The following is a 22,548-nucleotide window of genomic DNA, read 5'->3' as shown; positions in this document are numbered from 1 at the left end:
AATCCTGCCAGCTATATTTACTCCCATCCCGCAGATGCTTCAAAAGTCTCTCCCAACTGCTGAGCGTGACACAATATGAGTGTGGACACGAGTAACCTCCTCCCGGGTGAGGTCATCCGGAACCGGAACCGCCTTTGGCGTGTCGACAGCGTCGACGGCGAAGTTGTCTCCGCAACGGCTCTTGACGGTCCTACCACGACACACCGATTCTACGCCCCTATCGAAAGCATCGAGAAGGGGAGCCTGCCTGCCCCCGATACCGACCGGATGGGGAACCCGCAGTTCCAGGACCTCCTCATTCAGTCCAACCGGCTGTCGATGCTGCACGGAACGGCCCCACTGATGAGCCTCCAGCGCTCGCGCGTGATACCGACTGAGTACCAGCTGACGCCGGTCGTCATGGCCTTGGATATGCCAGAAGTGCGCCTGATGCTGGCTGATGACGTTGGGCTCGGGAAGACGATCGAAGCAGGGCTGATCACAAGCGAGCTGCTGGCACGGAACCGGGCCGACCGGATTCTGATCGTTACACCCGCGAACCTTCGTGACCAGTGGCGAGAGACCTTTGAGCACTTCTTCCACATCGACGCCCAAATTACTGACCGTCGTAGTCGGAGGGCGATGGAGAAAGACGTCCCGCCGGGAACCAGCGTCTGGGATTACTACTCGAAGCATATCGTCTCGATCGATTACGCCAAACAGTCGCATATCCGGAACCAGATCTTGAGTCAGGACTGGGACATGGTCATCATCGACGAAGCTCATCAGGCGGCCCGCCCGCACACGGTGTCTGCGAGCGCTAGTCCCTCGAAACAGCGATGGGAGTTTGCACAGGATATCACGGACGCAGCGACCCACGCCCTGCTGCTGACCGCGACACCGCATAACGGGTACACCGACAGCTACGCGAGCCTGCTGAATATGGTCAACCCGGATATCGTCTCTGGGGACCAGCACGACCCTCAAATCAACCGGGATATCGCAAAGCGTCACGTCGTCCAGCGGCGTCGGGAAGACGTTGAACAGTGGTTCGGTGACGACGACGAAAACCCCTTCCCGGATCGTGATCAGCAAACGGTCGAGGTGAATCCGACTGACTACGAGACGACCGCTTACGATGCCGTTCGAGACTACGGGGATGCGCTAGTCGAAGCCGCCCAGCATTCAGACAACCGCACGCTTGCCCAGTGGACCGTCGTGCACTTCCTCAAGCGAGCCCTTTCGAGCCCCGAGGCACTGCGTCGGTCGCTACGCAACCGCAAGGACAAGCTCACGAATCGCCTTGATGAACTCGAGTCCGACGACGACGTCATTGAGGAGACTGCAGGGATCTCAGAAGAGATGGCTCAGGCAAATGCGTTGGACAACGACCCTGGTGAGGACTACTCCGAAACCGAGCTCGGGCAGCGTGTCGAACGAGTAGTCACCGGTGACCGCCGTGCGATTGAGGTCGAGCTGGAAACACTCGAGGAAACCCTTGAGGCAGCAAACCGCGTTACGAAAACTCGCGACAGCAAACTCCAGCGGCTGCTCGATCAAACCCTTCCGGCCCGATTCAACAGCGGTGGGACGATTGTCTTCACAAAATACGTGGACACGCTGGAGTATCTCGAAGAACACGTCCGTGACGAGTTCGGTGATCGAGTGAGTGTCCATACGCTCTACGGGGAACTGGGCGAGGCCGAACGGAACGAACGGTTTCAGGAGTTCGCCGATTCCGAGCGCGGCGTGCTAATCGCCACCGACGTCATCAGCGAGGGGATGAACCTACAGTACGCCGCGAACCAGGTCATCCACTACGAACTCCCGTGGAATCCGAACCGGTTGGAACAACGGAACGGGCGTGTCGACCGCTACGGTCAGAAGGCGGAGACGGTCTACATCCGGACGATGGTGGTCAACGATCCGATGGACCGGACCGTCCTCACCAAACTGATCGAGAAGGCACAAGAAATTCGGAGCGAGTATGGATTCTCTCCGCCGTATCTGGGTGATGATGAAGGGGTCTTGCAGTTGCTGGATAACGACGAGATGCAGCACCTCATGCCCCAGTACACGCTTCATGATTTTATTGGTGATGGGCAGGAGGCCGTCGAGGAGAGCGCGTTCGATGACGAAGTCCTTGACCGAATCAAAGACGAGTCCTTCTACAATCACACAGAGGTCGACCTTTCCGAGGTCAAGGAACGCCAGGAGAAAACACAGAAGATGTTGGGCGGGCCGAATGCACTCAAGGAGTTCGTCAACAGCGGGCTCGATCTATTTGACTGCAATCGCTCCATGAATGCCGACAGCACCTATGAGATCGAAATCACTACCGACGAACTCCGTGGTCACGATGTCGCAGACCACTACGAACGCGCGACCTTCGACCCTAATCGAGCGGCGGAAGACGATGACGCCGAGATGCTGGACATCGCTCACCCACTCGTCCAGCGCCTAATCGAGGCCGTCAAAGAGGTCGCTCTCACTAGCGACGATCGCTACGGCCGCACCGCGATGCGTGGGACCGACGCCGTCGATTCCCCAACGGCAGTGTATACATTCAAAATCCGTTACTTCGCCCATACAGGGGACGAACCCACCGTCATGGAGGAACTCGTCCAGATGGCACTCCCGCTTTACGGTGACGAAGCGCTCTCAGCTGAGGAATTGGAGGCACTCCAAGACGCTGAGAGTACCGCTGCGAACCGGACTGAAGAAGAGTGGCAGCGAGACCTTGCCCAAGCAATCAACCACGACGCACTCGAGGATTCGATTCGTGTCCAAGCGGACCAGCGCCGTGGCGAGATCGAAGCGGAACGAAGAGAGATGCGTGAATCGCTTCAGGAGGCTGGCTATGGGGAGTCGATGACCGGTATCGATAACCTCTCGGTGGCGAGTCGAGATCTGCTTACAATTGGCCTCCACTACCCTGCACAATGAGCACGGAATCTACTACAGAGGCCCCTCGCCAGCGGGAGACCAGCTTCATCAAAACCAGCGGCGGTCTGCTAACCGAACAGCTGCTCTATAAGCTCAGAGAGGAGAGCTGCTCCGAAGACGCTGTTCAGCCAAAGACGTTTGAACTTCCTGAGGTCGACGCACCGGATTCCAGCGGCCAATTGGAAGGCGAGATCAGCAAGGCTTGGGACGATCTCGTCGAGCGGTGGGACGACATCAGCCGGTCAAACGAGGTGTTCGAGATGGACGTCTCCGCAGTGCGTAACAAGTGGCTCTTACCGCTGTTTGAGGCCCTCGGATTCGCCCCGGCCTATCAGCAATCGAACCTCGAAGCTGATGGGATCGAGGCCAGCCTCTCCCACCGTGGGTGGGCCAGTCCGGAGTCGATCAACTCGGATGCTGAGGTGCCTGCGACGGCGCCGCCGGTCCTGCATATGATTCGGCCTGACCCGGACCAACGACTTGACGATGGTGACCATCGAGGAGCGATTGGGAGCCGAAAGAGCCCACATGACGAACTGCAGACCTACCTCAACGCGAACGCAGCAATAGAGTGGAGCGTCGTCACCGATGGGCTCACTCTCCGTGTCCTGCGGGACTACTATCACACCTACGCTCGTGGCTACGTCGAGTTTGACCTTGAGAGCATCTTCACCAATCGGAGCTATGCTGACTTTCGTGCCCTCTACCGGCTCGTGCACGCCTCTCGGTTCGTACCCAGAGATGATGAGTCGCCGTTAGAGTCACTCTATCAGGTCGCACTCGCGACCGGCGTCAAGGTCGGGCAAGACCTCCAGTCGAACGTCGTCGACGCATTGGAGACACTCGGCAACGGATTCCTCACTCCCGAGATCCGAGCTGCTCTGCAGGAAGGGGGACAGGACGCTGAAGATCAGTACTACCAAGACCTCCTTCGGATCGTCTACCGCCTGCTGTTCCTCATGTTCGCCGAGCAGCGAGGGATGATGGCTGATCGCGGTGACCTCTACACCGAAGACTACAGCATCAACCAGCTCCGCACCCGTGCAGAGGAACACAATGGGCGAGACCCCAACATAGATCTCTGGGAGGGCCTACAGGTCACCTTCGACATGGTTGGTCACGGGGTTGACGATGAGGTACTCCACGTCCCAGGCTATAACGGCGGTCTCTTCGATGATGACCGTCTGGAATACGTCGCTGAGGCCGATTGCCCTAACCATGCGCTCCTGGAAGCGATTTACAACCTCACCCATGTCGAACAAGAGGGCTACCAGCAGCGCATCTCCTACGCCGATTTGGGCGTCGACGAGATCGGCGCCGTCTACGAGAGCCTACTCGAGTTCACGCCCCAATACGCGGAGACAGCTATCGAGTTCGAAGAACGGTCAGTCTCTGCCGGGGAGTTCTACCTCGACGACCGTGGAATGGAGCGCAAAGAGACGGGCAGTTACTATACGAAGCCAGAGCTTGTCGACGAACTCATCGATAGTGCGCTCGAACCGCTCGTCGACGACCGCGTCGACGCCGATGCCTCGCCCGAAGCCCAGGAAGAGGCACTGCTGAGCATCGACGTCTGTGACCCTGCATGTGGGAGTGGTGCCTTCCTGATCGCCGCGAACAACTACCTCGGGAAGCGTCTGGCGGAGATCCGAAGCGAGTCACAGTACCCCGACGAATCGACCGTCCGGGAAGCCCGTCGCTCCGTCGTCCAGCACTGCCTCTACGGTGTCGACCTCAACCCCATGGCTGTGGAGCTGGCCAAAGTCAGTCTCTGGATTAACTCCGCGGTGAAGGACCAACCGCTCAGCTTCCTCGATCACCGGATCAAGCAAGGAAATTCCCTGATCGGCGCCACGCCAGAGCTGATCGAGAAAGGCGTCCCCGCGGACGCATACGAGACGTCCGGAGGCCGAGACTGGCACATCGGGAACGAAGTCCGCAAGCGGGTTCGAAGTCAGAACCGTGAGCTCGACGATTCAGCTCAGGTCCAGGCCGGCCTCGACTGGCAGTACACCGAACAGGCAGACCACGTCGACCTTGCCGAGCAGCTCGAAAACCTCGACGAAGAAGCGATCGACGACGTCCATCGCAAAGCCGAGCTCTACGAGTCCTTCGAGCACGCCGAAAGCCTTGAAACCGAGCGGCTTGCGCATGACGTCTGGACCGCTGCGTACTACTGGCCGCTCGATGGCTCCGCTCAGGAGTGCCCCTCGCCAGAGACCATCGAGCGTGTCCGCCGGGAGGCGCCACATGGGCTCGACGATCCCAACAACGACATCGGGCGTATGTGTGCTCGGGCCCGTGAAATCAGCGAGACACACTCGTTCTTCCACTGGCCTCTTGAGTTCCCACTGGTGTACGAAGAGTCGGGTGGCTTTGACTGTGTGATCGGGAACCCGCCCTGGGAGAAGCTCAATTTCGAGCCACGGAAGTTCTTCGCCGTCAGCCGGCCCGATATCGCGAACGCGTCGACGGCAGCCGAGCGTGACGAAATGATCGAGGCACTCGAAGACGAAGACCCGGAACTCTACGAGGCGTACACCACCGCGGCGGAAGGCTCCGAAGACGCGATGTCGTACATGCGGAACAGTGGCCGATATGAGTTGACTGGCCGGGGACACGTCAACACGTACGCGCTTTTCGCTGAGTGGTCACTGAGTAATATCAATTCGACCGGGTACAACGGGCTGATCGTCCCGACCGGCATCGCAACAGACGCGACGACCCAGGCATACTTCCAGAAAATCGTTGAGGAGAGACGGCTGTCTTCTCTCTATGACTTTGAGAACAGAAAGGGGATTTTCCCGGCCGTTCACCGCAGCTTCAAGTTCTCACTTTTAACACAGACAGGAGCCAATCTCCAACACGAAGAGTTCGAGCTCGCGTTCTACCTTACAGAGATCGACCAGTTGCATGAGGACGATAACCGGTTCAGGCTCTCACGCGAGGAAATCGAACGAATCAATCCGAACACAAAGAACTGCCCCACGTTCGAGAATGCACAAGACGCTGCACTCGTCCTCGAGATCTACGACGGTATCGAGGCGTTCATCATCGAAGGAGAAGACGACGGGAATCCCTGGGAAGCGGCGGTTCACCGGATGTACAACATGGCCGATGATTCAGGCATGTTCCGCAGCTATGCCGACCTTCGTGACGAAGACTGGGACAGGTCCGACCAAGTCCTAACTCGGGGCGACGAAACGCGAATCGGGCTGTACGAGTCGAAGCTAACCCATCAGTACAACCATCGGTTTTCGACGTTTGCAGGACAGACCGACGACGAAATCGACGATGGAGATGCTCAAAAGTTGACCGAGGCTGAGCTCGATGACCCCACCAAGTTAGCTACGCCGCGATATTGGATTCCTAAGGAAGAGTACGACGACAAATCCGGACGGGATTGGCATATCTCGCTTCGGGATATCACCAACGCAACTAACAGGCGAACAGCAATCTTTAGCGTAATTCCGAAGGCCGCTAGCGGCGATTCACTCAACCACGTCACTGGCCCCAACGCAGAAGAGGCACTCCTGCTGATTGCTGCTTTCAACTCCTTTACCCAGGATTTTGCTGCCCGCCAGAAGGTCGGCGGGACCCACCTCAGTCACTTCATCACCCGTCAACTTCCAATCCCAGACCCCGACCGCTTCGAGGAACTCAGGTATGACGGGTCCCCGATCGGCGACCGGATCAAGGAGCTCTCCTTGCAGCTGACCTACCACGCAACCGATCTTGATCAGTTTGCTCGTGAGGCCGGCTACGATGGCGATCCGTTCGCCTACACAACGCCGAACGGCCGCGAACGTGAAGATGTCCGGTTCGAGCTGGAGGCGCTCATGGCGCACGTCTACGGCATCGACGCCGATGACTTCGAGCGGCTGTTCGACTCCTTCGAGCAGATTCGGGATGAAGAACTCGACGAGTACGGCCACTACCGAACCCGCGACGAGATCAAGGAACGCTTCGAGGAGATGGCACCGGACATCACGACAGAGACCGAGGTGTCTCAAGAATGAGCTCATCGCTTAACCCCTTCGATGCTCTGGATACAGTCCAGAACTCATACCGCAACTACGTCGAGACGTTCCAGAACGTCGAAGACGAGACAATCGAATCCTGGATCGACTCGCGCATCCAGGACGGCAAAGTGCTGTGGAAGGAACCCTTCGTCGAACTGAACCAGCGATTCGAGTACGGCCGCCCACTCACGGAGTTTGTCGAAGAGGAACGCCTCCACCAGGGTGTTCTCAATGTCTTCGACGACGACGATGGCGACCCGATTGAGCCTTACAAACACCAGTCCGAAGCGATCGAAGCGATCGAGGAGGGCAACACCATCGTCTCGACCGGCACAGGCTCGGGGAAGAGTTTCGCCTTTGGAATCCCGATTGTCTCCCATTGCCTAGAGTCAAAAGCTCGTGGCGAAGAGGGTGTCAAGGCGGTCATCGTCTATCCGATGAACGCGCTGGCGAACTCCCAGTACGAGGAGTTTGCCGAACGTCTTGACGAATCGGGGCTCCGCCTCGGCCTATACACTGGGGACACGCCTTCGAACCCCGATAGTGAGGCAGAATTCCTACAGCAATTCGGCCGGAAAGAGTCCTACGACTGCGAAGTTATCTCCCGCGAGGAGATGCAGGATGACCCGCCGGACATCCTGATGACGAACTACGTCATGCTCGACTACATCCTCACGCGACACGAGGATAAGAAGCTCTTCCCGCCCGAGCATGCCGGCGCACTTGAGTATCTCGTCCTGGACGAGATTCACACTTACACCGGCCATCAGGGTGCCGACGTCGCCGCACTGATTCGTCGTCTCCGGGAACACACGGATGCCGGTGAGTCGCTGACTTGCATTGGGACGTCTGCAACGGTCCAAAGCGAGGAAGGCCGGGAAGCCGAAGAAGAAATTGCGGAGTTCTCCGGTCGAATTTTCGGCTCCGAAGTCCCGCCGGAGCGGGTCATCGAAGAAACCTACTACCCGATTCACTTCACTGGGGGCGAATCCCTTCCGGACACCGTCGAAGTCGGCGAAGACGATATTCGCCGGTTCGACGGCACGGCGGACGAAGCGACGAAACTCGCAGAACGACTTACTGCCCGCTCCCTTCGCAAAGAGGAAACTGAATCCGCGGCCGCGCTCGGTGAGGTCCTCCTCAACCATCCCACGATTGCGTTCCTCGATGAACAACTGAGCACGGAAAGTCAGCAGATACAGCCATCGGGTGACGTCGACGGTGCGGAGGAAATCACGCTCGTCGAGCGCTATCAGGATGCGTACCGTCCTGACGTGAGCGCTGCCGAAGCTCAGCGGGAACTTCAGGCGGCCTTGTTGGTTGGGACCGTTGCGACGACGGAAGTCCAGGGTGAACAGCAGCCGATTTTCGTCCCGAAACTCCACTCTTTCTTCTCACAGGGCTCCGGACTCGTTGCCTGTCTCACGCCAGAGGCGTTCAATGAAGACGACCCTCACCTCAGTGATGCTGGGGACATCGAATGCCGGCATTGTGCGGACGAGTATGATCGTAGCCGCAGGGCGTTCCCAATCACGTTCTGCCGGGCCTGTGGTCAGGAGTACTACACGGTAACGCGATCCGAAGGGGGCCATCTCACCCAACGAGAAGTCGACGACCTCAGCGTCGACGATGGTGCAACCGCTGGCTACATCATGCGGGGTGACTGGGACCGGGAGGAAGTCTCACTTCCCGCCGACTGGTTCGACGACCAAGGCCGGCTCCGCGATACATGGGAAGACGCTGTCCCGGAACCGGTCACGTACTGCCCAGAGCACAATAAACTGACTGACGGTCACCGTACCAGCGGCCAACTGGCGTGTGGCTGCTTCGCGAGTCAAGGCCTCGAGGCAATGTGGAGCCAGGCGGAGTTCCTCTTCTGTGGCAACTGTGGTGTGAGCCACACCCGACTGGGGCGGGCAATGGAGCTCTCGAAGCTGTTCAAGTTCGGCACGGTCGGACGGTCGACCGCGACGGACGTCCTGATCGGGTCGACGATGCAGGAGCTCCCGGACGATCAACAGAAGACGATCGCATTCAGTGACAACCGGCAGGACACCGCCCTACAGGCGGCTCACATCAATAATCTCTATCAGCGAGTCAAGTTTAGACGGGCGCTGTACAATGCCCTCACTGCCAGTGACAAAGTGAGCCTCTCGGATATCGGCAATCGGACTTTCGACGTGCTCGACGAACAGGACGCACTCCCCGATGCTCTCCAGACGACGATGTTTGGGGTCCCGGATGACGAGAAGGCCCGCTTCAGCGAATACCTACAGTTCCACGTCCTTCTAGAGCTGCAGAAGAGCCAGCAGCGTGGGCAGCAGAGCCTCGAAGACGTTGGGCTGCTTGACGTCGAGTACGAAAACCTCGATCAGCTCGCCGAGCTAGACGAGCAGTGGGAAGGTATCCCAGAACTCGACAATGCAGAGCCAGCGATTCGACATGAGTACTGCAAGGGCTATCTCGACCTGTTCCGCCGGACGGCAGCGATTAATCACGAGATATTCACCAACTTCGGCGATTTCCGGCGGAACACGATCAATCCCCTTGACGATGAGGCGATGTTCCACAAGCAGCAGTACTTCCGCTTCCCCGAGGGATTCAGCGACACCGCTGACACCAGCAACACTCAGCAAATCCATCGCTTCACGAATCGCCGCTCTCGTCACGTCAAGTGGACGACGCGAGCGTTTGACGTTGATGTCGACCGTGCCATCACGATCGTCGAGGCGGTCAGAGACCTCCTGAAAGATCCCGACAAACTCCCGCTCTTGATCGAGGATAACGTCTACCGGGGCCGGCAGGCGTACATGCTCAACCCGAGCTTCGTCCGGCTAGTGGCCCACGACGCAAGCGATGTGTCCGTCTGTCCGAAGTGCAAGACGGTCGTTACCCGGAAGAACCTGAAGATGTGTTTGAACAGCAGCTGTGGCAACGTTACCCCTGAGGACACTGACCTGCAGGATTCCTACTTCCACGACCTGTACACGAAGCCCTTCGACCAAGCGGTCGACATTTTTGCGGCGGAACACAGTGGCCAGATTGAGGGTGACATCCGCAAAGAGCTCGAAACCCGGTTCCGGGAGGGTGATGATCTCAATACGATAGTCTGTACGCCGACCATGGAACTTGGAATCGACATCGGCGACCTCTCAAACGTGTTTATGCGCAACGTTCCGCCGAACCCGAGCAATTACGCCCAGCGGTCGGGGCGAGCCGGTCGGCAGGATCAACCCTCTCTGGTGACGACATTCTGTGGGAGCGGATTCGGGCGTGCATCCCACGACCAGTACTTCTACCAGCGCCCACAGCGAATTATCGCTGGGGAGATTTCGCCACCGACGTTCCTGCTCAACAACCGGGATTTGATCGAGGCCCACATCAATGCACTCGTCCTCGAGGTCATCGACTTCAAGTTCTACGGAAAGATCAAACAAATCCTGAATATCGAATCCGGCGGTGACTACGAGATCATCGAGAGCTATCAAAAGGACCTCAGGGAAGCGGTCCGGGACCACCGTGAGGAGATCATCACGGCCGTTGAGGGTGCCTTCGAACGAGAACGCAGCCGTGAGGACTACCAGGAGTGGTTCACGGGCGAGTTCATCGAGTCCCAGGTCGATGGGTTCGTCGACGCCCTTGACGACGCCTTTGAGGCCTGGCGGATCGAATACACTCGGCTCACCCGCGAACTCCGCCGACTGAATAAGAAATTGGAGGCCCAGAGTGGTGAGTACCTCGAACGCCGGGAACGTGATGCGATTGAACGACGCCTCGAAGACATGCGCAATGGCGGCCGGCGGTTCTACTCGTACCAGTATCTCCGGTCCCAAGGGTTCCTTCCGAACTATGGGTTCCCACGGACGAGCTGCACACTCGGGTTCACGACGATGGAGGACGATATCCAGCGCGACGAAACCCGCGCAATCCGTGAGTTCGCTCCTGGGAATAGTGTCTACTATCGTGGCGAGCGCCACGGCATCAAATACGCCCGCCCGAAGACCCGCGACTCCGAGCCGGTAACTCGGCATAAAATCGTCTGTCCGGCCTGTCAGACGATTCTGATGGGTGATGACGCCCAGGAGGCCGCTGGCTGTCCGACCTGTGGCGAGTCATTCAGCGGCATCCACACCAACCCCAGTACGATGGAGTTGCCGGATATGCGCGCACAGCCCGAAGAGAACATCACCAGCGATGACGAAGAGCGCCGCCGGGAAGGGTACGAAATCTCTCGGTACTACGAACAGCGACAGCCCCATACCTACGAGCTCGACGGCGATGGCGTCTCAGCCCGCGTGACCTATGAGCCAAGCGCGCGTATCGTCACAGTCAACAGTGGCATCAGAGGTCGCGATGATGACGAACTCCAGGGCTTTGCCCTGTGTACGGAGTGCAAGCGCTGGCTCACGAGCCACCACCAAATCGAAGAGCACGTCGACGGGAAGTGCTACGCAAATGCCGATATGGCGGCCATCCGAGAAGGAATCGAGCTGTACACCGATGGGAACCACGACACGGTCACTCTCACGACGCCCCTTCCGGGCGACGTCGACGACGACCAAGCCGAATCGTTCTTCCGGACCCTCAAGGAAGCGCTGTATCAAGGTGTACTCGTTGAGTTCGATCTTGACGAGGAAGAACTCGCGACGTTCATCAAACCCGATCCGAAATCCGAGCGGGCGATGACCATCGTCATCCACGAAACCAGCGAAGGTGGAGCCGGCGCGCTACATGAGCTGACCAACCCAGAGAAGGACCGATTCGCTCGCTCGATTCGGGAATCGCTCGACGTCCTTCACGCGAATGACCCTGATGGGTGTGAGCGTGCCTGCTACGAGTGTTTGATGTCGTTCTACAACCAGCGCGAGCACCCCCTCTTCGACCGAGAACTCGTCATGCCCTGGCTGTATGGTGCGAGCGAAATGACCCTGGTGCCACTTGATGGTGGTGTAGATGACGACCATTTCGAAGCACTTCAGGACGGCTGTGAGTCCGAGCTGGAGCGTGAGGTGTTGGCGGCTATCCGCGATGAAGGATACCCACTTCCGGACAGTGCCCAGGAGACGATCTACGACGGCGATGAACCGGTGGTGCAGGCCGACTTCTACTACAACGATGATTCTCGTCCACAGCCGGTCATAGTTTTCGTCGACGGCCCGGACCACGACAAAGCACATGTCGTCCAGCAAGATGACGAGAAACGACAGCGGTTGCTCCAACTGGGCTATCGTTACTTCAGCATTGAGTCGCCGACGGAGGTGGCAGAGAAGCTCCGGACGATATAGAGACGGTGAAGAATTGAGGACAATTCCGGACAGCTAAGCAAGGGTGGACGATAGTTCGGGTCAAGCTCGGGAGCTGACGATACGCTCCGCTCGCTAGATTCACTAACATATTTATTACCGATGGTTCCAAACAGTGCTGTATCTCGGTGACAAGTTGGAACGAGCGGATTGGTGAGACAAGCTCTATTTTCGGAATAGGCGCGGCTCTCATCGGGTTTGTCTCCTTAACCGGTTGGCTGGCCGCTAAGCACAGCGGCGCGATTATTTCGGCCACGGCTCCTGGAACACTAGCAGACGTTCTGTTCACAAGCCAAGCGAGTGTTGTTGCGATTGTGTTCTCGCTGACGTATGTCGGCGTGCAGTTGACGAGTCCTCAATACTCACCGAGACTCACCTGGCTATTCACGGAAAATAGCCATCTTCAGCTGACACTGATAGTTGTCAGTGTTTCACTTTTTCTCGATGTCGTGGTTCTCGTCGGGTCGGGTTTAATCCCTCCCACGCTACGGCTCGCTACAGTCGCATCAATGATTGTGCTAGCAGCAGTAAGCTTTGCTGCTATCACTGAGTACGCCCTCCGCTCCCTAACACTTGCCACGCCGTCGGGGGTTATCGCTGCCTATCAAACAAAGGTCACCCCGGAAAGATACATCAGTGACATACGGAACACAAGAACATCTCGACGTATCGATGAGAACCCCCTACGTGGATTTTACGAGTTTCTGTGTGCCCAAATCGACGACGGCTCAAATTCGACGCTGTCGAATGGATTCGAAGTTATGACGGTAAAATCTGAGGAGATAACCCGGTCAGTTCTTGATTCCCAGCTCGGAGATTCGTCCAGTACACAAACTGTTGATCGGTCTCAGACAGCGAATCTTCCCCTGATTCGGGGGATTGATACGACCCAGGAAGAAGAGGTACGAGAACAAAACAATGTAGAATGCAGTACCGAACTGGTTCCACTCCCTGATGAAGCGGGCATATCGGGTGAGTCGCTGTTTCGACCTCTCCTGGTCGAATTTATTCCGACACTTGCTCGCAAGGCGGATGAATCGGATGCAGGAGACGCAGCATTGACGTGTCTAAAGCATCTCAGAGAAGCCCACGAACAGGGGTTAGAATACGGCTCGGAAGCGGTAGTCCGACTTAGTCACGAAGGCTTCCGGACAACACTCAGGGATGAGACGGAGACATCGGTTTCTGCAGAACTCGAACTAATGAGTTGGTATTTCGCACTTGTGGAGCTTCGAGAGACCGCAAAAATCGACTCAGAAGATCACTATCGCTTTCTCGCGGCCGAGCTGGAATCCTACCGTAACCTATTGGAAAACGAGGAAAGGACTGAGTTTTACGCCGATTACTCTGTCTTCGAGGGTGCTTTCATGACCGCAATTCGAATCCTGAGAAGCGCGATTGATTCTGGTCCCGGTGACCCTGACGTGGAGATTCGCGATCTCTGGCACTTAGAATTAGATTCGTATGCTGCCCGTACGGCACTAATCATTGCAACCTTCCGGCTACTGTGCTCTCTTACCGAACTAGCGGTCACAGACACCGGAGAACAGGATATGTGTGTGTCCCCTTCCACACTCCATCGAACTTGGTCAAGTGTCGCCCAGGCCGCGAGTCGGCTAGAAGCCGCACCTGCAATCCCGTTCTACAGAGGCTTGATAGAGACCGGGTTCGTGATTTCAGTAAAGACTGACGGTGACCAGTCAGCAGACCCAGTGAGGAAATGGCAAAAGACCATCTCCCAAGTGCACGAAGATGCTCCATCCGCTGTTGAAGAGGCATTCAAGCGAGTGTATCCGCAGACAGGAACCCGGCGACGTCGGACAGCGACTCTTCCCCAACCACTTCTCCGGCTTTCGGAATTTAAGCCCATCCGAGAGCATGAGCACGCGGATCGTATCCTGCCGAAACTCCATCCGACAGCGCAGTCTCAGGACCCACAACGCCCACGATAACCACACCTAACATGACAACCCCAAATTCGGAGGCGATTGAAAGTTACCAAGCTATACTCCAGCACGAGGAGTCACTGTATCGGACCTATGGGGAATCGCTTTCTCCAGAGGAGACGTATCTTTCCGAGAGAGAGGTCACTGACTGTCTCGCAGGAGCAACTTCGGTAGAAGATTTACTTGACGACGACATGCTTCTAGAGTTCGATGCTGGATATCGATCAACCCACTTCGACCTCTTATACAGGCTCTCGCACATTAGGAACCGATACGAAAACGACCCGCTAGTCTTTGAGTCCGAAATCTCTATCGAGACAGAGAAAGTCCCCGACTTCGGAGAGCGGGAACTCTTTGAGGTGCTCAGTGAGGCAGGGGTGAGCTCTGAAAGGGCCGAGCTTATCACCCATGCTGTTGAAGGGAATGATGCTGAAATCGATGGACTGTCAAGCCATCAGGCAACAGCCATCGAAGAAATCCTCGACGGAACGAATAAATGCCTCACGCTCGACGGACCAACTGCTTCCGGGAAGTCACTTACTTTCTCGATTCCATCGTTTAAGCACGCTCTCGACTCACTCGACTATCAGGGGGGGACTCAGACGTCGTCGCTTCTATTATACCCTCGGCAAGCATTAATTCGAGATCAGCTGTCAACGCTACTGCCGAGGCTCGACCGTCTGAATAACCGTCTCGAAGAGATAGGCCACCGGCCGATATCAGTCGGCATCGATCATGGTGATACACCAAATGACCTCAGCTCTGATAAAAAAGAAGAGAGTTTCTTTGGAATTACCTGTCCAAGATGCGACCCAGGGACCGATGATAATGATCTTATCATTGATGCTGTTACAGGGGTTCCACAAGTACGGTGCCCGGCCTGTGATGAGGCGTTCGAATATATACTCCCAACGAAGAGATCGATTGCCGAGGAGCCACCGGCGATTTTGTTGAGTACAGTTTGGACAGTATATCACCGCCTTCGCAGTTCGCGAGGAAGTAACGCCACTCGGTATGACGATCTAGAATATGTCGTACTTGACGAAGCTCATATTTACACAAATTATGTGGGGGGCCATGTTCAATACATTCTCCAACTGCTGAAGGAGGCAGGCACTGAGGGCGAAACTCCCCAATTCGTACTATCGTCAGCAACCCTTTCGAACCCGGTCGAATTCGCGCAAAATCTCACAACGTTAGATCGGGAGACCGTCGCTCACGTCGACTATTCAGAGGTCCTTGAATTGGCCGGCGTCGAAGATGAACGCCAGCTGGTCCATTACTACGTTCTCCCACCGCCGAATAGAAGTGTCGAGACGCTAAATGAAGCGGTGGTCCAGTGTCTGAACCTCTGGTGCGCCAAAGGAAATTATCGGGCACTGAACTTCATCGACAGCATTGCCGAAATCAACCGCCAGTACAGTTACATTGCGAAGTATATCCTATCGCCGAACGGGAACCGTGGTGAAGAGGTCGTTCGACACACACACTCGGAGTACAGTCAGGATGATCCTTTTTCTTGGGAGCCACTCTTATCTGCAGATTGGGATGGTTCGACTCGTGGTGACTTTCAAAGCTATACGATGAATGCGTTTGCGGACAGCATCGGAACCCACACCAGCGAACTTCACGATCTGGAACGGAACCAAATCGAAGATTCGTTCAATGCACCAGATGGAGGGAAACGACTCCTCCTATCAACATCGACGCTTGAGATGGGTGTGGATCTGAATAGCGTCGCAGCCGTCCTTCAGTACAAGCTGCCGCCGGGGAAGAACGAAGGTGTAATCCAGCGAATCGGTCGAGCGGGTCGTAACCCAGACACCTATCGAGTCGGTTTAGGGATTATCGAGTTCTCGTCGTCCCCCTCAAGTATGATGTACATGTTTGACGAGGACCTCCGACAGGAACTAGAGAACGTATCGAACCTCTCTCCGTCACAGATCGGAAATAGTGCTTCAATTCAAGTACAGCATGTCCTTTCGAGAGCGCTCCACCAGATGGCTCGCGAAGGGCATGAAACGTACGCTGATGGGATTGATGGCCTGCAATCAAAGGCCGAGCTCATCGAATTTCTAAAAGAGCTGGTTGGGTACGTAGACACGACTGAGCTTCCGGCCTCGTTTGTTGATCCTGAGAGTACGCGCAGACAAACTTTCGAACGTCAACAGGAAGAATTCATATCGCAACTCCGTACAATCATTTCTGGATATGAGACTACGGAAGACGCATCAGATATCGACCCCGAGCGTATTCTCACGAAATCTCAGCGCTACTACGATGAACTGCGCCAAATTCGCCGAAAACTCGAATCTGTTCGAAGGGATTTAGAAGCACTCCCGAACATTCCGGGTGAATATATGGAGCCGATTGAGGGAACCGCTGAATCTCTTCGAACGATCACACACCTCGTGAATGAGCTGGAAGAAACGGTCCGGCGTGCGTGGTATACACGAGATCCTGGGCAGTTACAGCAATGGGTCGCAGAGAATGAGGAAGAACTCAGGGAAGCTATCGAACAGGTACCCGAACGGTCTGAGATGCATGATTTATTGTTCATGGATTTGATGGTTTGGGTGAGCGGAGAATACGGGTCTACATCGGAATTGGAGGACAAATACGATCTCTACATGGACGAAATCACAGAAAAACTGACGAACTCTGTACAGCGATTCGAACCGGAACGAGAGGACAGCTTCAAATCCGAAATCGAGCTATTACTCGATGAGGTGGAGGAACTGCAGGGACAGAACTTGGAAGTCTTAGCTGCGACGCACGTCCTGACCCGATTCGAACAATTAGTTTCCGAGTATCAGCGTGCCAGAGGAGCACACCTCTTCCCTGTGCTCAACACCATTCTCCAGAATTCCATTCATTTCACGGGAACGTTCGATGCGCCACAGCCTGAGTTTGAGATGGCGAGGGATACAGTATGAGTAAGAAAGGAATCAGCGCACTCTACGGGTATACACCATTCCAGCTGCGTGATACAGAGCCATTCGAGCTCTTGCTCCCACCGATAAACTATCTAAAAACAGAGGACCATCGGCTGTACGGTAGTTCGAACTATCGGAGTCAAGGAACTCGAGATAAGTACGAGGTCCCATTGGACGCATTCGACAAGACTGTCGTACAGCCGATGGTGCTGAATTTTTCGCAGTTTGTAGCCGGTTCGGAGAGTAAGGTCATCTACGAACGAGAGTCACTCGGCTCCAAGAGTGTGTGGCAGTACCCGCCGGTTCATATGGAGTTTAGTCACGACTCACTCTCCCACACTAATCACTGCCGGAAGGCCTTCGTCATCGCCTCAAGCGAGTACAAGTGTCCCGTCCGCCAACAGTGTCCGCATCAAAAGAACCCGCAAGCGGAGGGTGGTTGTAGTGAATATCGACACGGTGAACGTTATGACCGGCTGTACAAAATATACCCAAACGTCCTCCAACACTATGCGGATTCATCGGGCGGTGAACCTGAGCGTATTGGAGCCGTTCGATACCAGGATCGCCCCCTGTTTTCCATAGGTTTAGCTGACAAAGGAGAGTTCCGCGCTTATATTGATGAAGTCTCGTTCAACTCGCAACCGAGCTATATGTGGAGTGGTAGTGTATTCCTCAGTGAGGGGATAGGGTTCCGCACACGGCAGGTAAACTCACTTGAGCTGGACTTCCAGGAAGAAGTATTGACAGACCTAGTTCTCGATGTAATCGACTCCTCCACTCGCATTGAGGAATGGCTGGGGCTGAAGTATCTTCTTTATCATGAGGACCAAGACCAAGTTGACCGAAAAAATGGGTTCAATGCCTTCGACAAAATGGAGGAGGGTGCAGCTGCTGGCCTAATGGGTGATCCCAATCTCGGCGAACGTGCACGACGCGTTGATTTCGAAGACAACGAGGACGCACTCGATTTCGCCGAGGTTACGCTCTTGCACACGTTGTCCCATCTCTTCCGAGACCGACTTTGCATGCGGTTTGGTGCGGAGAAAGACCATCTTGGGTACTATCTTGAACACCCGGCCTCCGATGTCCAGACCTCAACATCTGATAAGTCAAGAGTCGTCGTGTTCGAAACTGCAGTTGGTGGATTTGGATATCTCTCCGAATTTTCCGGCCAACTCGTTGATAATGGCCTTGAGACCGTCGAGGATTTAATCACGCCCGTTGTGGAGTTTCTCACCGCGCACGAGCAAGATGTCCAAGGGAAGTACAACTCGCTAGAGTCACGAAATTTTGAAGAAGAGCATGCACACGCTGAACTGATGGCTCGAGCCTTCACAGGACTCGACTCAGACCACATCTATCCCCATGCGAAATCGGTCCGTCGTGCTGTGTACGAATACCTCACAGAGGCGGAAGAAAGTGAGGATACATCCGAAACAGTACTTGATGACCTCTCGGGTGACGTCGACGCCGCTGAAGTAGCCGACGACGAATCACGGAACTCGATTAGAGATATCTTGCGCGATGCTCCCCTGTGCTGGGATGGATGCCAACACTGTGTAGAGGAAACTCAGGAGTGCTCTTTCCTCACGTTTGATCGGCCCTTTGTCAGTAGTCGATCGCTGGGACGTGGTGCGCTGAGTGAGATACTCCAGGCCGTCGATACTCCTAACCAAACTTTCTCGAGTGGCTTCGATACTGAAGGACTGTTGTACGATTATCTCTCGTTTGCTCGGGAAGAAGTGCTTATTCAGAGCACCGAACTCACCCCAAGGTTTGTCGAGATGATTGAATCCAGTATTCTGGAATTCGATATTGACGCTACGCTACTCACGGTCGAACCCGACTCGGAGAACGGTGACCACTCTAAGGCGGTTCAAAACTGCGAAAATTTGCAGGAAACGACATCACTCTCGTTGGTGACCAACGACGAGATCACCGAGAACGTCCTTTCCATTGACGGCGTGTGCCTCGTACGAGGCGATCTCAAGCCAAGTACCACAGCGTCCTTCGACGCGACCATTGAAGTCGACTTCCAACTCGATTCCTGCAGTATTTTCGAGGACGAGTTCCGGAACCGGATTTAGAGCTTCTATACTTTTAGCCACCTCAACCGAGAAGCGATAGCACTATAGGCCCTTTGATAATTCTACTGACGCTTCTATAGGAGTTGGCTGTGGTTTGACTACGCCGAGGCCAATCCCTGAGACGATTAATTGATAATATTCATATGCAATTTTGACCGACCGAAACTGACTTTAAAGATGCCTGTATTTTATCTCATCATGACGCTATGCCGGGATTTGAGGGAAGATAGGCCACAACTGAAGTACCCTCTCCATGACTTTCTCTCCGCTGTCGCCGAATCGGCACCTGCCACGACAACGGACGTCGAATCGGCAGTCGGCTGCTCATATAATAATTCTTATAAGAGGCTCAAAGAACTTCAATCAATTAATGCCGTTAGAGCGAATTGGGTTGGATCTTCCCTCTTGTGGGAATTAGACCAATCAGCAATCGACCATGGTTCTACCGTGGAAGCTGACGTTGAGCAAAAGGAACTCGCCTGTTTACTCATCGAGACGATTGATGGTATCGCGTCCAACCTATGCAAGCGGGGGTCGCTTACCGGGGAGATTCCTGCCAGGTACAAACAGTGGTTAGCTGACCGGAATATGGACGACTCCCAACGGTCCAGAGAAATCCTCTCCCGAGCGTGTGTTTTCGATTTTTATCTCAAGAGTGCCCTCTATTCGCTGCACGAGTCTGAACATGAGGGACTCGCTGAACTATCTGTAAACGCGGACTTCCAGGCCCGTTTTGCTGAAGCTGAACGCGCATCTCAGAACAAGGGCTTCGAGCTTAGTGACCCGGCTGATCTGATTACTGAGGTCGTCGAATCGGAAATTCAAACCGTCCTTGCTCTTCGAAGCGCGCTAAATGCCACATCCCATCCTGCAGAGACTCTCAGTATGGTGTACGAACGTCTGTTCGTCCAAGAAGACCGGCGTGACTTGGGACAATTCGCTACTCCGAATTACATCAGTAATATCCTCGCTGAGTGGGCGATTGACGATGCAGGTGATACCGTTCTAGACCCTGGAGTCGGTGCCGGGATGCTCTCGTCGGCAGCTGTAACAGAAAAAATTCAGCAGGGGGCGACCAAACCTCTCCAAGACATCCGGGCAAACGACATCGATGAGCTGTCGATATCGATGGCTGCAGTGTCGCTAAAGCTCGTCGACGGACCCGGTAGTCCGGTGCTCGAAAAAGGGAATTTTCTCGATATTACGGCGCACGATTGGACCGAAAGCGGGCGCATCCAAACGGAGCCCGTCGACGCTGTCGTGGCGAACCCACCGTATTCGAGATCGCAGGCCTTGGAGGTAGACCTCAAGTCCGAAGCAAATCAAACGGTCTCTGGTGAGACAGGAATTGATTTCCACGGGAAATCACCTCTCTACGTGTATTTTCTCGCCCACGCTGCCCAGTTCGTCGCAGAAGGCGGTCGATTAGCCTTCATCATACCGTCTGGGTTTATGGAGACTGCTTTCGGCGTTCCGTTCAAGCGGTATCTCGTAGACCAGTTTCAGATCGATGCGATCGTCCAACTTGACGAAGAAGAGAACACTTTCCGTGGAGTTCGGACTACTACGAGTCTCGTGTTCTTGCAGTACAAGCAAGCGCCGGAAGACCACGAGACAACTTTCATCAACCTTCGACGCTGGCCGGACGTCGACAGTCTCGATGACCTCTGTGAGACCGATTTCGACAACGATTCAGACGCAGACGGTTATCGCGTTGATCTTCTACAACGCTTACTCTCACCCGAAGACAATTGGCAACACTATCTTTCTCCGACAGAGACGGACGAAATCACGGGATTGAAGGATTTCACCGATATTGCGACCATCAAGCGCGGTATCGCGACGGGGAATAACAGCCTCTTCTGTTTAAACAAGAGCGACCGTGCGGAGCACGATATCCCTGACCGGTTCCTCAAACCGATTATCAGGAGCGCCAAGGACATCCCTGGTTATGAAATTACACAGGAGGACTGGGAAGGGTGGAAAGACGGGGGAAAAGATGTCTGGCTCCTCTACGCTTACGAAAACGATGAAAAAATCACCGACAGAGGCCCCCTTGAAGAATATCTCTCATACGCAGAATCAGCGTTCGACACAGATCGAGAACTCTTCAATCGTCGAAACCCGTGGTACTGTGTTGATAAGCGCGAGCCAGCACCAATTCTCGCGAAATACATGAGCCGAACGGGATCACAGTTCATCTATAACGACGCGGAACTTCGAACACTCAACAACTTCCACATCATCGATCCTGATTTTGACTCCGATGAACAGCAGGTCAAGGCCCTCCTAGCCTATCTCAACAGTAATATCGTCCGGAAAGAGATCAGTAAGGTAAGTCGGTCGTACTCTGGTCTCAAGAAAATCGAGCTCGGCGCCCTGAAAAGTGCACCAGTGATTGACCCCCGAGAACTGGAGTCATCAGTAGTTGATCGGCTGGCAACACTTTTCGACAAGCTTGAGAAGCGAGACCGGTTTGACGGCGATGTCGATGACGTCAGAAGAGATATCGATGATATGCTGAGAGATATCCTTGAACTTTCTGTTGAGTCGGACCCTTCCGTTGCTGAGGATTGAATTCAAAACTGGGTAGTGTTCAAATATACTGGCCCCATTTGAATAATCAGGTTTTCGTTTACTACGACATGATTCGTGGCGACACGTCAGTGGGGTGTAGATCAGGTGCTTTCCTCCTTCCTCAGTGTTCTCCTTGACGTACCTATTGTAGACTCGTTGGTGGCCAGTCAGCACGAGTTCCGAAGGTGATAGACGACCGTCGATGTTGAGTATCATCGGGGTCTCCGGGGTCATGTTGCCTGACGCTTCTACAAGGTTCTCCGCACGCTGTGTGAGTAGGAATCGATGTGCAGAATCAGATACTCTGACGACACCTGAACCTCGGATCCAGCGGTCCATATAATCGCCGACCGTTCGATTCGTTCGTTCAACGACTATCTGACGGAACTCCGTATATGTTACAGGTTCGGAGTATAGCCGCTGGTTCATTCCATGCCGCACTTTTTCCAACGAAGACTCATGCTGCTGCAGATGGAAATCGAGGAGCATTTCGACGATAGCGCCCTTTTCGTATTCAACGCTCGAATCGTCCCACGAGTCACGATTCGACAGCGTATCACCAATTTCACTACCAGACCCCATCCGGGATTCGAAATTCGACTCCAATACCTCTCTATCGTGAATCGTCTGTGTCGCGTAATACACAGCGCTCCCTTCCACGAGCCACTCCATCTCGCTTGAGAAATGCATCCCCTGCTGGAGATGGATGTACTCGTGAGCTAACGTGTGACCGTTAGTAACGTCTGAAG

At 55.0% G+C, this 22,548-nt stretch carries 7 protein-coding genes; all 7 read left to right on the top strand.

Annotated elements, in window-relative coordinates; all coding sequences use genetic code 11:
• Positions 1-75 precede the first annotated feature (75 nt).
• The 7 genes from NO345_RS18345 (at position 76) to NO345_RS19915 (ending at position 21,799) form a co-directional block, all read left to right on the top strand.
• Complete coding sequence (locus NO345_RS18345; RefSeq protein WP_256301703.1) at positions 76-2,925, top strand: helicase-related protein; 2,850 nt, start codon at positions 76-78, stop codon at positions 2,923-2,925.
• Positions 2,922-6,944 carry an Eco57I restriction-modification methylase domain-containing protein gene (locus NO345_RS18340; RefSeq protein WP_256301701.1) on the top strand — a complete coding sequence of 1,341 codons (4,023 nt, stop codon included), beginning with the start codon at positions 2,922-2,924 and terminating at the stop codon, positions 6,942-6,944. Before NO345_RS18345 ends, NO345_RS18340 begins: the two co-directional genes overlap by 4 nt.
• Positions 6,941-12,232, top strand: coding sequence for a DEAD/DEAH box helicase (locus NO345_RS18335; protein WP_256301700.1), 5,292 nt, complete (start codon positions 6,941-6,943; stop codon positions 12,230-12,232). Before NO345_RS18340 ends, NO345_RS18335 begins: the two co-directional genes overlap by 4 nt.
• Positions 12,233-12,378: 146 nt before the next feature.
• On the top strand, positions 12,379-14,202 hold the full coding sequence (locus NO345_RS18330; RefSeq protein ID WP_256301699.1) for a DUF2254 domain-containing protein: 1,824 nt from the start codon (positions 12,379-12,381) through the stop codon (positions 14,200-14,202).
• Positions 14,203-14,213: 11 nt separating this feature from the next.
• Positions 14,214-17,132: a DEAD/DEAH box helicase gene (locus NO345_RS18325; RefSeq protein ID WP_256301697.1), complete on the top strand. Its 2,919-nt coding sequence runs from the start codon at positions 14,214-14,216 to the stop codon at positions 17,130-17,132.
• The gene (locus NO345_RS18320) at positions 17,129-19,222 is read left to right on the top strand and encodes a hypothetical protein (protein ID WP_256301696.1); all 2,094 of its coding nucleotides are present in this window, start codon (positions 17,129-17,131) and stop codon (positions 19,220-19,222) included. The genes NO345_RS18325 and NO345_RS18320 overlap by 4 nt, the downstream gene beginning before the upstream one ends.
• Positions 19,223-19,669: 447 nt before the next feature.
• On the top strand, positions 19,670-21,799 hold the full coding sequence (locus NO345_RS19915; protein ID WP_256301695.1) for an N-6 DNA methylase: 2,130 nt from the start codon (positions 19,670-19,672) through the stop codon (positions 21,797-21,799).
• The last annotated feature ends 749 nt before the right edge of the window (positions 21,800-22,548 follow it).

This window comes from Haloarchaeobius salinus (genome assembly GCF_024464185.1).
GTDB classification, from domain to species: Archaea; Halobacteriota; Halobacteria; order Halobacteriales; family Natrialbaceae; genus Haloarchaeobius; species Haloarchaeobius salinus.
Note: the sequence above shows the minus strand (reverse complement) of the source record. Positions and strands in the feature narration are given on the sequence as shown.